Here is a 12,861-nt window from a genome sequence, read left to right on the forward strand (position 1 = left end):
AAAGGCGGATGCCGCGCGGACGTGTTCCGCGCGGCATTCGCCTCTCGCTCAGCTCTCGATGTCGGTGACGCCCTCGCCGGACGTGCGACGACGGAACAGCGCGACGCCTGCCGCGGCGAGCAGGCCGGCCCCCGCGAGGAGGCCGCCGATCGCGCCGCCGCCGCCGGTCGTGGCGAGCTCACCGGACGATCCGGTCCCGCCCGGGGAACTCCCAATGCCCCCGGCGGGAGGAGTGGACTCGACGGGAGGCGTCGGACTGCCGGTCGGGTCGGGGGTCGGCACCGGAGTGGGAGTCGGAGTCGGAGTGGGCTCGGGCGCGGCGACCGGGAAGACCTGGATGACGGACGGACGCGGGATGTCGAGATTCCCTCCGCCGGCGCCCGCCAGCGGAGCGGGACGCATCGCGTCGGGGAACAACGAGGTCGGCTGCTCGAAGCTGCCGTCCTCACCCGGGTGCTGCACCGAGACGAACACGCGCCGCTCGTCGTCGTGGATCACCGGACCGCAGGTCTCGGCTTCGCGCGGCACGGAGAGGAACTGCTCGACCTTCCCGCGCTCGGCGCCCTCGAGCGTCACGCGGAACAGGCCGTCGTTGTAACCGATGACGCTGGGAGCGCCGTCGGTCGAGATCCAGAGGTTCCCGGCGCTGTCGAAGGCGAGGTTGTCCGGGCAGGAGATCGGCGACACCTGGTCCACCGGGAACCCGGAGAAGTACGTCGAGGAGTTCTTCGACGGGTCGCCGGCCACGAGGAGCAGGGTCCAGGCGAAGGTCGTCGCCGTCTGATCCCCTCCGGCCTCGGTGATCTCGATGACGTGACCATCGCGGTTCTCCGTACGGGGATTGGCCTCGTCGGTCCCGGTCTTGCCGGCGATGCCGCGATCGGTGTTGTTGGTGCAGGCGACGTAGACCCGACCAGTGACCGGATTGGGCTCGACGTCCTCGGGACGGTCCATCTTCGTGGCGCCGACCCGGTCGGCCGCGAGACGGGTGTAGACGAGCACCTCGGCGACCGACATCCCGTCCACCGCCGAGGCGCCGCCGACGACCAGCGGCAGCCATTCCCCGCTGCCGCCGAAGCCTCCGTCGGCGGGCACGGCGCCGGAGCCGTCGATCTCGCCGGCGGGGGAGTCGCCGGTGAAGCGGGCGACGTACAGGTCGCCGTTCTCGAGCAGCGTCATGTTGTGCGCACGGTCGCCCTCGACATGCGCGTCCCGCGAGACGAACTTGTAGAGGTAGTCGAAGCGCTCGTCGTCTCCCATGTAGGCCACCGCCTTGCCGTTCGAGGCGATGATGACATTGGCTCCCTCGTGCTTGAGCCGGCCGAGGGAGGTGTGCTTGCGGGGGACGGATGTCGGGTCGGAGGGGTCGATCTCGACGACCCAGCCGAACCGGTTGGCCTCGTTCTCGAAGCCCGCCGTGCGTGTGTCGAACCGCGGGTCGACGTACTCCCAACCGCGTGCCGTCTCGGCATCCTTCATGCCGTATCGCCGATCGGCGGCCGACGTGCCGGATGCACGGAAGTAGCCGTTGAAGTTCTCCTCACCGCTGAGGATCGTTCCCCACGGGGTCGTTCCGCCGGCGCAGTTGCCGAAGGTGCCGAGTGCGGTGGTGCCGGCGGGATCCGCCGAGGTCTGCAGCAGGGGCGAGCCCGCCGCCGGACCGGTGAACGCGTACGGGGTGTCGTCGAGGAAGCGGCGGTTGTGGGCACCGCCGACGACGGGCACCCAGGGTGCGGCCTCGTCGGTGCGGACCAGGTCGACCACGCTCAGGCCGTGCGCCTTGAGGCCCACCCGCCGCACGCGGTCGACGTCCCCGGCGAGCTGCTCGGCGGGGAACATGATGCCCTCGTTGGTGTACTCGTGATTGACGAACAGGATCGCCGTGGTCGGCGACGTCCGGATGACGTCGGTGTAATCGACGTTGTAGCCGAACTGACGCGACTGCGCCTCGGCGGTCTGGTTCCTGACGTCGAAGGCGGGAGAGTCCGCGAACAGGGGGTCGCCCCATCGGATCATCGGCGACCAGTCGTAGCCCTGCGGGACGGCCACGCTGTCGACCGTGTAGGCGACGGGGTCGATGGGCGTGAAGCCGAAGGCGCCGGTGGCGCCCAAGGGAGCCATCGGAACGCCGGAGGCGGCCGCTGCGGACTGTCCGCCGGACAGGGCCGGCGCGAGCACGACGCCCGCGATCGCGGCGGCGCTGAATCCGAGCATCGACCGGCGCGACAGCTGGGCGTCGATGATGTCGCGCAGGTAACCGTTCGTCGACGTGTTGCAGACACCGTCCGCGCACGCGTTCGCGCACTTCAGGTGGCAGGTGACGGCGCTGCGCTTGCCGCGCACGTGGCTCGCCATGGGCAGTTGCGTTCGACCGATGTTCAGGACCACAGAGACTCCTCGACGGGGTGTTGGAGAGCAGAGCGCTCGTCACCCAGCAGAGCAAGTCGAAGTGTCGGCGAAGTGAATCCGAAGCGAACGTCGCGTGCCCCGGTCGTGACAGCGACCGTGGCCGCAGACCAAGCGTCCCGGCCCGCCGAACGCCCGGGGGGCGGTCGGCGGACCGGGACGTGAGGGAGCCGGGAAACTCAGCCCGGATGCGTCATCGACAGCAGGTCGAGCTTCTCATCCAGCTGCTCGAGGGTGATCTCGCCGCGCTCGACGTAGCCGAGGTCGATCACGGCGTCGCGCACCGTGATGCCCTCGGCGACCGCGTGCTTGGCGATCTTGGCCGCGGCCTCGTAGCCGATCACCTTGTTCAGCGGGGTGACGATCGAGGGGCTCATGCCGGCGAAGGCGGCGGCCCGCTCGACGTTCGCCTCGAGGCCGTCGACGGTCTTGTCGGCCAGCACGCGCACCGCGTTCGAGAGCAGGCGGATCGACTCGAGCAGCGCCGTGCCCATCACCGGGATGGCGACGTTCAGTTCGAACGAGCCGGATGCTCCGGCCCAGGCGACCGTCGCGTCGTTGCCGATCACGCGGGCGCAGACCATGAGCACGGCCTCGGGGATGACCGGGTTGACCTTGCCCGGCATGATCGACGACCCGGGCTGCAGGTCGGGAATGTGCAGCTCGCCGAGGCCGGTGTTCGGGCCGGAGCCCATCCAGCGCAGATCGTTGTTGATCTTCGTCAGCGAGACGGCGATGGTGCGCAGCGCGCCGGACGCCTCGACGAGGCCGTCGCGGTTCGCCTGGGCCTCGAAGTGGTCCTTCGCCTCGGTGATCGGCAGTTCGGTCTCGGCCGCGAGCAGGGCGATGACCTTCTGCGGGAAGCCGAGCGGGGTGTTGATGCCGGTGCCGACGGCGGTGCCGCCCAGCGGCACCTCGGCGACGCGGGGGAGTGCCGCCTGCACGCGCTCGATGCCGAGCCGCAGCTGGCGCGCGTACCCGCCGAACTCCTGGCCCAGCGTCACCGGCGTGGCATCCATCAGATGCGTGCGCCCGGACTTGACGACGTCCTTCCACAGCTCCGCCTTGGCCTCCAGCGCCACGGCGAGGTGGTCCAGCGAGGGGATGAGGGTGTCGATCAGCGCCTGCGTGACCGCGATGTGCACCGACGTCGGGAAGACGTCATTCGACGACTGCGAGGCGTTGACGTGGTCGTTCGGGTGCACGCTCGACCCGAGGATGCCGGTGGCGAGGTTCGCGAGAACCTCGTTCATGTTCATGTTCGACGAGGTGCCGGAGCCGGTCTGGTAGGTGTCGACCGGGAACTCACCGTCATGCTTTCCGGAGGCGACCTCGTCCGCGGCCTGCGCGATCGCGTCGGCGATGCCGCCGTCGAGCGTGCCGAGCTCCTTGTTCGCCAGCGCGGCTGCCTTCTTGATGCGGGCCAGGGCGGCGATCTGCGTCGACTCCAGTCCCTTGCCCGAGATCGGGAAGTTCTCCACCGCGCGCTGCGTCTGCGCGCTGTACAGCGCGTTCACGGGCACGCGCACCTCGCCCATGGTGTCGTGCTCGATGCGGTACGCCGGCTCGTTGTCGCCGCTGCGCTGGTCGATGTCGGTCATTGCTGCTCCTTTGCGAGGGTCGGGACGTCGGGGTCGGACAGACCCACCTGGACGATCGGGATGGCCACGCCGTCAGCGAGGCGGTACTTGGCGCCGATGATGCCGAGGCGACCGGAGGTGACGGCCTCGTTGATGATCTCGGACGACTCCAGCAGCTCGGCGATCGTGCCATGCAGGTGCTCCACGCCCACGAGCTCGGCGTCGATGTCGGCGACGGACGTGCCGCCGTTCGCACGCAGCACGCGTCGCGCCGCGGGCACGATCGGCGCGATGAGCTTCCAGATGTGCGGGGGAAGGGGGTCGGCGTCGAGGGCGGTGCTGTCGACCGCGGCCCGCACCGCGCCGCAGGAGTCATGGGCGAGCACGATCAGCAGCGGCACCTCGAGCAGTGCGACGGCGTATTCGATGCTCGCCACCGCAGAGTCGGTCGCCATCTGGCCCGCGTTGCGGATCGCGAACAGGTCGCCGAGTCCGAGGTCGAAGATGATCTCCGCGGCCAGACGGGAATCGGAGCATCCGAGCAGGGCGGCGACCGGACGCTGGCCGGAGGTGAGATCGGCGCGGCGATCGACATCCTGATGCGGATGCTGCGGCGTCGACGCGACGAAGCGTCGATTGCCCTCCTGCATCCGTCGCCACGCCTCGTCCGGCGTGGGCAGCTGCTCTTCGCTCATTCGGCCTCCTTCAGCTCTTCGATCTGCGTGGTCAGCGACGCGGCGAGCTCCGCGGTCGACTCCGGTGACCGCGAGCCGTACAGCAGCACGTAGTCGGAGCCGGCCTGGATGCCCAGCGCGTACGACACGTTGGCGGTGCCGCGCTCGCCGAGGTCGTACACGTCCCACTCGAGCCCGTCGATCGTCTCGGTGCCGTTCGGCGCCATGCCGCCGAGCAGCTGCGGCGCCCAGGTCACGTCGGCGCCGAAGGCCTGGGCGAGGCGGATGAATCCGCGTTCGCGTTCGGCGGCCGGAGCGAGGGTGACGTTCCACACCGCAGGGGCGCTGTTCTCCAGGCCTGCGGCGTTCACGCGCCAGAACCCGTCGATCTCGGGAACGACGACGGGCCGATCGATCGTCGTCTCGACGTCGGCGGCGACGGCGGCCACGTCGATCGGAGGTCGCGCGGCGGGCTCGCCGCGCGGAACCGCGAAGATGATGACCGCGACGACGGCGACGGTCGCGATGAGCGCCGCGATGAGGTTGCGGAACGTCTGGCTGGAGCGGTACACCCGGCTCGACTCCGCCTTGCGATCCGCGGTCTCCTGCGGCGTCTCGGGACGACCGAGCCCCGCGACGATCCGCGGTTCCCTGCTCATCCCGCGTCCTCGGCGGATTCTCCGCCCCGGGCGGCGTCCAGCCGGCGCTTCGCGCCGAGCAGCCATTCCTCGCAGCGGGCCGCGAGCGCCTCGCCGCGCTCCCACAGTGCGAGGGAGTGCTCGAGCGTCGGAGCGCCCTGTTCGAGTTCGGCGACGACGCGCACGAGCTCGTCGCGGGCGGCCTCGAACGACAGCGACTCGACGGGGACGTCGTTCGGTGCGGTCACGGCATCCATCCTACCGGCGTCTCGTGCGCCTCCTCGCCGGACGACTGGCGCCGCAGAGCGACAGGCGGCAGAGCGACGGGGGTGGCGGCGGCGGGAAGCGGGAGGTCACGCGTCCTCGGCGATCTCGCCTTCGGAGCGCGCCCGCACGGAGCCGCGGTCGACGGTCACGGTGAGGCCGGCACCGGCGGGCGCATCGGCGGCGTCGCGCAGGATGCGGCCGTCGTCGAGGTGCGCGATGGCGTATCCCCGCGACAGCGTGGCCGCGGGTGAGAGTGCGCGCAGCGAGGCGCGCAGCTCGGCGGTGGCACGCTGCGCGGTGTCGAGGCGCCGGTGCACCGTGTCACGACCGCGGGATGCCAGCAGCCAGACCTCCTGCGCTCGGTCGTCGATGATCGGATCGGGTGAGCGCAGCACGGGTCGTGAGCGCAGCTGCTCGAGCTGGGCGATGTCGTGCGAGAGGCGCTGCGTCAGCCGGCCCGTCGCCCGCGATCGCAGCTGCGCGATCACGGCGCGCTGCTCGCCCACATCGGGGACGACCCGCTTGGCGGCGTCCGTCGGCGTTGACGCGCGCAGATCCGCGACATCGTCGAGCAGCGGGTGGTCGTTCTCATGCCCGATGGCGCTGATCACCGGAGTGGAGCAGGCGGCGACGGCGCGCAGCAGCCGCTCGTCGCTGAAGCCCAGCAGCGTCTGAGGGTCGCCGCCGCCGCGCGCGATGATGATGACGTCGACCTCGGGGTCGTCGTCCAGGCGTCGGAGCGCGGCCAGGGTCTCGGGCACGCACCGGTCGCCCTGGACCGCCGCGTACTCGGTGCGGAAGTGCACCTGCGGCCAGCGCAGCTCGGCGTTTCTGTGCACGTCCTTCTCGGCATCGGACCTCTCGCCCGTGATCAGGCCGATGCAGTGGGGCAGGAAGGGCAGCGCCTTCTTGCGGGCCGGGTCGAACAGACCCTCCTGGCGCAGCTGGGCGCGCAGCTTCTCGAGACGCTCGAGCTGATCGCCCAGGCCGACGTGCTTCATCGCCGAGACGACGAAGCTGAAGTCGCCGCCCTTGACGAAATAGTCCGCCTTGACCGCGACCACCACATGGTCTCCCACGGCGAGATCGTTCGGAATACGCGGGCGCACGCTCGACCACACCCGGATGGAGATCTGCGCATCGGATCGGGTGTCTTTCAGGCGCGCGAAGACGTTGCCGGCCCGCACGTTCCACGAGGTGATCTCGCCCTCGACCCAGACCGTGTTCCACCGGGCGATGAAGTCGCGGATGGTGCCGTTCAGCCGCGCCACCGAGGTGGGGGCATCCGGGCGGGAGTCGCGAGGCGCGACGGAATCCGCGGGCGGCGGTTCGCCGGGAACCGCGGCTGCTTCGAAGACGGTCATGTCATCCATTGTCGCGCGTGCGGCCGACGTGACCGCGGCGGCGCTGCCGGAGGCGGCCGCTCCCGGCCCTTCACCAGGTGCCCCTCGGTAGACTCGAAGGGTGAGTTCAACCGCCGTCTCGCTTCCCGTTCCGCAGGTGCCGTCGCGCCGTCGCGCCGTCGAGCGTGCGCGCCTGGAGAACCGTCCCGTCAGCGGGACCAAGCGGGTGCTGCTGGCGGCCCCGCGCGGATACTGCGCCGGTGTCGATCGGGCTGTGGTGGCCGTCGAGAAGGCGCTGGAGCGCTACGGCGCACCGGTCTACGTGCGCAAGCAGATCGTGCACAACATCCACGTCGTCACCGAGCTCGAGGCGAAGGGCGCGATCTTCGTCGAAGAGGTCGATGAGGTGCCGGAGGGCGCGCACGTGGTCTTCAGCGCACACGGCGTCTCGCCGGCCGTCGTGAATGCGGCATCCGAACGCGGGCTCCACGCGATCGACGCGACCTGCCCGCTCGTCACCAAGGTGCATCGCGAGGCCGTGCGCTTCGCCCGCGACGACTTCGAGATCCTTCTGATCGGTCACGACGGTCACGAAGAGGTCGAGGGCACCGCGGGAGAGGCGCCCGAGCACGTCACCGTCGTGAACTCGCCCGACGAGGCCGACACCGTGCAGGTGAAGGATCCGTCGAAGGTCGTCTGGCTGTCGCAGACCACGCTCTCCGTCGACGAGACCATGGAGACGGTCAACCGGCTGCGCACGCGCTTCCCGGAGCTGCACAACCCGCCGTCGGACGACATCTGCTATGCCACCCAGAATCGCCAGGTGGCGATCAAGAAGGTCGCCACCGATGCCGACCTGGTGATCGTCGTCGGCTCGGCCAACTCGTCGAACAGCGTTCGCCTGGTGGAGGTCGCCCTGGAGTACGGCGCGAAGGCGGCGTATCGCGTCGACTATGCCGACGAGATCCGGCAGGAGTGGCTCGACGGGGTGCGCACCGTGGGCGTCACCAGCGGAGCGTCCGTTCCCGAGGTGCTCGTCGACGAGGTGCTCGAGGCGCTGTCCGAAGCGGGATACGGCGACGTCGACGAAGTGCGCACCGCCGAAGAGGACCTGATGTTCTCGCTGCCCAAGGAGCTTCGCCAGGACGCGAACGGGCAGCGCGACGGCCGGGCGCTCGGCGGTCGCGCCGCCCGCTGAGCACGCACCTTCCGCCACCGGCTCGCTCCATCCGAAGGATGCAGCAGGGGCCGACGCGTCATCCCCGCGCAGAGCGCCCAGGCCGCGAGTGTCGCCGCGCCCGGATGTTCGCGGCGATCAGCAGGCCCGCGGGAACGAGCAGCAGCAGGAACCCGCTCGGACCGACGATCCACACGCACAGGATGGCCCATGCGCCCAGGACGACGCCGACGTAGGTCGGCACGGTCTCGCCGCGGCGTCCCGTCCGCCAGAGAAGAAGCGCGAGCAGCACGCCTGGAACCACGAACCCACCGGGCAGCCCCCAGAACTGCACGGTGGCATCCAGCGGCGGCTGTGCCGTGCGGAAGGGGCCGGCGAGCCACGGTCCCCACCACGGATGCAGCGCGAAGACCGCGGTGTGGAGCACGCTGATCACGAGGAGGGCGATGGCCGCGGCGACCGTGTATCGATCCGGCTCGGCATGTCCCGCCTCGCGCGGGGAGTCGTCGGTTCGGTGAGGGGCGGAGCTGGAGGTGGTGGGGTTGGGGATCGTCATGCTCCCCATCGTCTGCCGGCAGCGCGCACGTCGGATCCCCTCACGGGGTGAACGTCCTCGCTCGCGCGGGTGAGCCGGGCCGCCGCCGATGCATATCGGGATGCGGGCCGCGACGGGGCGGCGGAGCGGGATGCTCCCAGGGTCGCCGCCGTCTCCGTCAAGTGCTGATTCTGGAAGTTCCCCATCGCCCGACTGGCTAGCCTGGACGGATGACGGACGATCGGCCGCAGTACGGCGAATACGCGACTCCCGAGCAGCAGCGGGCCGCCGCGGGACTGCCGCCGGCGCTGCCCGAACAGCCGGCTCCCGCGCTCGCCGCGCCGCAGGCTCAGCGGAACGCGAGATCCCCGCATCGCGTGGATCGCCTCATCACCGCCGCCCTGCTCGGCTTCGGTCTGGTGAACGTGCTCACCTCGGTGCCCGGGTTCCTGGACCTGGCGATGACGATGAATCGTACGCTGCAGATTCTGGGGCTCGACGGCGAGTTCACCAGCTTCTCGATCGCGAAAGTGTGGGGTGCGATCGCCACGGTGGTGATGATCGCGGGGTATGCGGCGACCGTGTGGCTCGCAGTCCGACGCGTCCGCACGGCACGCCTGGCCTGGTGGGTGCCGCTCGTCGGGTTCGTCATCACCATGGCGCTCGTCTCGGCGTGCATCGCCGTCCCGATGTTCGGTGATCCCGCGTTCACTCAGGGGCTCACACCGCCCGCCGGGTAGCCTCGAGACGTGACCGCCGAGCAGATCGCCTTCCACATCCAGCACGCCTCCGTCGACACGCAGGGCGGCGGCGATCCGCTGCCGGCGGCCGAGCGCATCCTCCGCGCCGAACGGGTGCTCGCCGCCGTGCGCGACGGCTCCGGCGAGGAGGCCGTCCTGCTCATCCCGGTCACGGAGGACGGTGCGATCGTCGCGACGGATGCGGACGGCGCGCTGCGCTTCGACCTCACCGCCGCGCGACTGCGCGAGCTGTTCGCCGCTGAGGGGCTGACGCTCTGGCTGGATCACCCGGACGGCCTCGACGAACTCGACGCCGAGCTGGACGAGGAGTTCGGCGAAGCCTTCGAGGATCTCGACGATGATGTGCTCGACGGCACCGCCCGTACGGACGACCCCGCCGGGTTCGGGATGCCGGGCGACGGCGACGACCTGCCGGACGACCTGTTCGCCGTCGAGCCGGTGCGCGTGGCGGAGTTCTCACGACGAGGGCCGTGGGCGGCTCGGGTCACCGCGCAGCTACTCGGGACGGGAGTCGCCTACGTCGAGGAGGGATCCTGGTCGCTGTACCGGTACGACACCGATCAGCCGCACATGGTGATCACCGGCGGGCGGGCTGACGGCCTGGTCGTCGAGGTGAACCTCCCGTCTGCGGGCGACGCCTGGGTGGAGGTCACCACCCCGCGAGGCCGCACCGGCATCTTCTGGCCGAACGCCGAGCGGCTGACCATTCCGGTGCTCGACATCGATGCCATCGCCCAGCCGGGGACGGCGGAGGTCTACCGGCGGATGCTCGCCGAGCTGGACGGCACGCGTGACGAGCTGCAGGACCTGTCGGCCGGCGCGAGCGTCGACGTGGACGCCGCGCACCGCGCCTGCATGCCCGAGTCGGTCGGTGGCGTCACGGGGGAGGACGAACGTCTTCGCTCTTTCGTGGCGGCGTTCGGTGTGCCGGCGGAACTGATCTCGCGCGGCTTCGCCGACGACGACGGCGGTGCGGACGCGCGTCACTTCGCGCCGCGGGGGTGGATGCCGGTGATCGGCGACGTGCTGCTCGGTGGCATGTCGGAGATGACTCCGCTCACCCGCCGGGACCGTGCGCTGCCGCGGATCGCGCGGACGCTGCGTGAGCGCCCGCTGCTCGGTGCCGCGCTGAGCACCGCAGAGCTGACCGCCGGCCTCGCGCTGAGCCGCAGCCGCTCACGCCTCGGCCGCCTGCTCGGTGTGCTGGCGATCATCGACGCCGTCGCCGACCTGGTGATCTGGGTCGTGCGGATGCGGCGGCGCTGACCGGCGCGCCGCCGCATCCGTACGTCACAGGACAGCCGAGAGGAAGTCCTTGGTGCGCTGCTCCTGCGGGGCGGAGAAGATCCGCTCCGGCGTGCCCTCTTCGACGATGCGTCCTCCGTCGAACATCAGCACGCGGTTCGAGACGTCTCTGGCGAACTGCATCTCGTGCGTCACGATCAGCATCGTGACGTCGGTCTCGCGCGCCACGTCGCGCAGGATGTTCAACACCTCGCCGACCACCTCGGGGTCGAGCGCGCTGGTGACCTCGTCGAGCAGCAGGATCTCGGGCTCCATGGCCAGCGCCCTGGCGATCGCGACCCGCTGCTGCTGACCGCCGGAGAGCTGGGTGGGGTGCGCGTCGGCCTTGTCGGGCAGGCCCACCTTGTCGAGCAGCGCGCGGGCGCGTTCGATCGCCTGTTCCTTCGGCAGCTTCAACACGTGCACCGGCGCCTCGATGATGTTCTCGAGCACGGTCATGTTCGGGAACAGGTTGAACTGCTGGAAGACCATGCCGATGCGCTTGCGCATCTCGTTGCGGTGCTTCTCCTTCAGGGCGACGCGCCGACCGTCGCGCTGCTCGTGCGTGAGCGGCCGGCCGTCGATGAGGATGTATCCGTCGTCGGCCTCCTCGAGGGTCATCACCAGCCGCAGGATCGTGGTCTTGCCCGAGCCGCTCGGGCCGATCAGGGTGACCCGGTCGCCCTTGCGCACCGTGAAGTCGAGATCCTGCAGCACGACGTGCTCGCCGAAGTGCTTCCCGACGGCGTCGAACCGGATGGCGGGCACGTCTCCGTCGCTGAGGGTGATGGCTCCGGTGTGGGTGTCAGGTTGCGTGGGCAAAGCGCTTCTCCAATCGTCCGATGAGGACGGATGTCGGGTAGCTGGCCAGCAGGAAGATGAGGCCGGCCAGGGTGATCGCCTCGATGTAGCGGAAGTGCTCGCCGCCGTAGAGCTGCGCCGCGCGCACCATGTCGGTCACGGTGATCACCGCGAGGAACGGCGTGTCCTTGAACATCGAGATGACGTAGTTGCCGAGCGCGGGAAGTGTGGAGCGAACGGCTTGGGGGATGACGACAGCGGTCCAGGTGCGTCCGCGTGACATCGACAGGGCCGTGGACGCCTCCCACTGGCCGCGGGGGACCGCCTCGATGCCTGCGCGGTAGACCTCGGCCATGAAGGTGGCGTAGTGCACGCCGAAGACGGCGATGCCGAGCGGCAGGGGCGGGATGCTCGTGAACGCGTAGTAGACGAACAGCAGCTGCACGACGATCGGCGTCATGCGGATGAAGTTCATCACGAAGGTCACCGCTGCCGCGACAGGACGAGGCGCCAGGCGCCGGATCATCGCGATGATCAGCCCGAGCACGGCGGCGATGGCGCTGCCGAGCACGGTGACCAGGAGAGTCACCGTGAGGAACGACATGATCATGTCGGGCAGGGAAGCCCACACGTGGTCCCAGTTCCAGATGATGGCGTCGTTCATGCCGTGCCCGCCCTTCCCGCATCCGGAGTCGGCGCGGCGATGGACTCACGCAGCCGGGTGCCCTGGCCGAGACGATGCTTCGCCCGTGATTCGATGCCGTTCATGACGAGGGTCAGCGCGTACGCGATGACGAAGTACACGATCAACCCGAGGGTGTACGCGAAGAACACGTCGGTGTCGACCCGGAGCTTGTTCAGCTCTGCCGTGAGGTCGACGATCGTGATCAGGTACACCACGGCGGTGCCCTTCAGCAGCTGGATCAGCAGATTGTTGAGCGAGGGGATCATCAGGGCCCACGCCTGTGGGAAGATCACCCGGGTCATGCGCTGAGAACGCGTCATGCTCAGTGCGGTGGTGGCTTCCCATTGCCCGGCGGGCACGGCGTTGATCGAGCCGCGCACCACCTCCGCGCCATACGCGCCGTAATTCAATCCGAGTCCCACCACGCCGACCACGACGGGCGGCAGCTCGATGTTGAACGGCGGAAGCGGCAGCACGAAGAACAGGAAGAAGAGCTGCACCAGCAGCGAGGTGCCGCGGAACAGCTCGATCACGATGCGGGCGAACCCGCGCGGCACGAGGTGACGCGCGCGGGCGAGCAGGCCGAGGGCTACGGCGACGACGAACGCCAGCAGGGCGCCGCCCACGGTGAGCTCGAGGGTGATCAGCATCCCCTCGAGCATCCGCGGCAGCGCCCGCTGGAGCGCTTCGAGATTCTCGATCACGTGCGG

Annotated in this window: 13 protein-coding genes; 3 read left to right on the plus strand and 10 right to left on the minus strand. The window is 69.9% G+C overall.

Features of this window, described 5'->3' with window-relative positions:
- Positions 1 to 48: 48 nt before the first annotated feature.
- The 6 genes from ACFWH5_RS13180 to xseA all read right to left on the minus strand — a co-directional run bounded on the left by ACFWH5_RS13180 (position 49) and on the right by xseA (position 6,929).
- Positions 49 to 2,355: a PhoX family protein gene (locus ACFWH5_RS13180; protein ID WP_378835790.1), complete on the minus strand. Its 2,307-nt coding sequence runs from the start codon at positions 2,353 to 2,355 to the stop codon at positions 49 to 51.
- A 230-nt stretch (positions 2,356 to 2,585) separates the two neighbouring features.
- The gene (locus tag ACFWH5_RS13185; RefSeq protein ID WP_378835225.1) at positions 2,586 to 4,007 is read right to left on the minus strand and encodes a class II fumarate hydratase; all 1,422 of its coding nucleotides are present in this window, start codon (positions 4,005 to 4,007) and stop codon (positions 2,586 to 2,588) included.
- A complete protein-coding gene (locus tag ACFWH5_RS13190; protein WP_378835228.1) occupies positions 4,004 to 4,681 on the minus strand; it encodes a carbonic anhydrase in 678 nt (225 codons plus the stop codon). Before ACFWH5_RS13190 ends, ACFWH5_RS13185 begins: the two co-directional genes overlap by 4 nt.
- Positions 4,678 to 5,319 (minus strand): DUF4245 family protein, encoded by a 642-nt coding sequence (locus ACFWH5_RS13195; protein WP_378835229.1) that lies wholly within the window; start codon positions 5,317 to 5,319, stop codon positions 4,678 to 4,680. Before ACFWH5_RS13195 ends, ACFWH5_RS13190 begins: the two co-directional genes overlap by 4 nt.
- Positions 5,316 to 5,546 carry an exodeoxyribonuclease VII small subunit gene (locus ACFWH5_RS13200; RefSeq protein ID WP_378835230.1) on the minus strand — a complete coding sequence of 77 codons (231 nt, stop codon included), beginning with the start codon at positions 5,544 to 5,546 and terminating at the stop codon, positions 5,316 to 5,318. Before ACFWH5_RS13200 ends, ACFWH5_RS13195 begins: the two co-directional genes overlap by 4 nt.
- A gap of 105 nt (positions 5,547 to 5,651) precedes the next feature.
- Positions 5,652 to 6,929 (minus strand): exodeoxyribonuclease VII large subunit, encoded by a 1,278-nt coding sequence (gene xseA, locus ACFWH5_RS13205; RefSeq protein WP_378835232.1) that lies wholly within the window; start codon positions 6,927 to 6,929, stop codon positions 5,652 to 5,654.
- A gap of 136 nt (positions 6,930 to 7,065) precedes the next feature.
- On the opposite strand from xseA, the gene ACFWH5_RS13210 reads away from it, so the two are divergent.
- On the plus strand, positions 7,066 to 8,106 hold the full coding sequence (locus tag ACFWH5_RS13210) for a 4-hydroxy-3-methylbut-2-enyl diphosphate reductase (RefSeq protein WP_378835792.1): 1,041 nt from the start codon (positions 7,066 to 7,068) through the stop codon (positions 8,104 to 8,106).
- A gap of 58 nt (positions 8,107 to 8,164) precedes the next feature.
- Here the strand turns inward: ACFWH5_RS13210 and ACFWH5_RS13215 are convergent, their stop codons facing one another.
- Positions 8,165 to 8,641 carry a DUF6463 family protein gene (locus ACFWH5_RS13215; RefSeq protein WP_378835233.1) on the minus strand — a complete coding sequence of 159 codons (477 nt, stop codon included), beginning with the start codon at positions 8,639 to 8,641 and terminating at the stop codon, positions 8,165 to 8,167.
- 209 nt (positions 8,642 to 8,850) lie between these two features.
- Between ACFWH5_RS13215 and ACFWH5_RS13220 the strand changes: the two genes are divergently transcribed.
- Entirely contained in the window at positions 8,851 to 9,360 is a 510-nt protein-coding gene (locus tag ACFWH5_RS13220) for a DUF6264 family protein (RefSeq protein ID WP_378835234.1), read from the plus strand.
- A gap of 9 nt (positions 9,361 to 9,369) precedes the next feature.
- Positions 9,370 to 10,647, plus strand: a complete 1,278-nt coding sequence (locus tag ACFWH5_RS13225; protein ID WP_378835235.1) for a hypothetical protein — start codon at positions 9,370 to 9,372, stop codon at positions 10,645 to 10,647.
- A gap of 24 nt (positions 10,648 to 10,671) precedes the next feature.
- Here the strand turns inward: ACFWH5_RS13225 and ehuA are convergent, their stop codons facing one another.
- From ehuA to ehuC, 3 genes are read right to left on the minus strand one after another with little or no spacing between them, the layout of a single operon-like run.
- On the minus strand, positions 10,672 to 11,487 hold the full coding sequence (ehuA, locus tag ACFWH5_RS13230) for an ectoine/hydroxyectoine ABC transporter ATP-binding protein EhuA (RefSeq protein WP_378835238.1): 816 nt from the start codon (positions 11,485 to 11,487) through the stop codon (positions 10,672 to 10,674).
- Positions 11,471 to 12,130 carry an ectoine/hydroxyectoine ABC transporter permease subunit EhuD gene (gene ehuD, locus ACFWH5_RS13235; protein WP_378835240.1) on the minus strand — a complete coding sequence of 220 codons (660 nt, stop codon included), beginning with the start codon at positions 12,128 to 12,130 and terminating at the stop codon, positions 11,471 to 11,473. Before ehuD ends, ehuA begins: the two co-directional genes overlap by 17 nt.
- On the minus strand, positions 12,127 to 12,855 hold the full coding sequence (gene ehuC / locus ACFWH5_RS13240; protein ID WP_378835243.1) for an ectoine/hydroxyectoine ABC transporter permease subunit EhuC: 729 nt from the start codon (positions 12,853 to 12,855) through the stop codon (positions 12,127 to 12,129). The genes ehuD and ehuC overlap by 4 nt, the downstream gene beginning before the upstream one ends.
- Positions 12,856 to 12,861 lie beyond the last annotated feature (6 nt).

Source organism: Microbacterium sp. NPDC058345, from assembly GCF_042723855.1.
GTDB lineage: Bacteria > Actinomycetota > Actinomycetes > Actinomycetales > Microbacteriaceae > Microbacterium.

What these genes read in the sequence shown, in the direction of transcription:
- ACFWH5_RS13180 (WP_378835790.1), bottom strand. Translation starts at nt 2,355, where the DNA reads ATGGCGAGCCACGTGCGCGGCAAGCGCAGCGCCGTCACCTGCCACCTG.
- ACFWH5_RS13185 (WP_378835225.1), bottom strand. Translation starts at nt 4,007, where the DNA reads ATGACCGACATCGACCAGCGCAGCGGCGACAACGAGCCGGCGTACCGC.
- ACFWH5_RS13190 (WP_378835228.1), bottom strand. Translation starts at nt 4,681, where the DNA reads ATGAGCGAAGAGCAGCTGCCCACGCCGGACGAGGCGTGGCGACGGATG.
- ACFWH5_RS13195 (WP_378835229.1), bottom strand. Translation starts at nt 5,319, where the DNA reads ATGAGCAGGGAACCGCGGATCGTCGCGGGGCTCGGTCGTCCCGAGACG.
- xseA (WP_378835232.1), bottom strand. Translation starts at nt 6,929, where the DNA reads ATGACCGTCTTCGAAGCAGCCGCGGTTCCCGGCGAACCGCCGCCCGCG.
- ACFWH5_RS13215 (WP_378835233.1), bottom strand. Translation starts at nt 8,641, where the DNA reads ATGACGATCCCCAACCCCACCACCTCCAGCTCCGCCCCTCACCGAACC.
- ACFWH5_RS13220 (WP_378835234.1), top strand. Translation starts at nt 8,851, where the DNA reads ATGACGGACGATCGGCCGCAGTACGGCGAATACGCGACTCCCGAGCAG.
- ehuD (WP_378835240.1), bottom strand. Translation starts at nt 12,130, where the DNA reads ATGAACGACGCCATCATCTGGAACTGGGACCACGTGTGGGCTTCCCTG.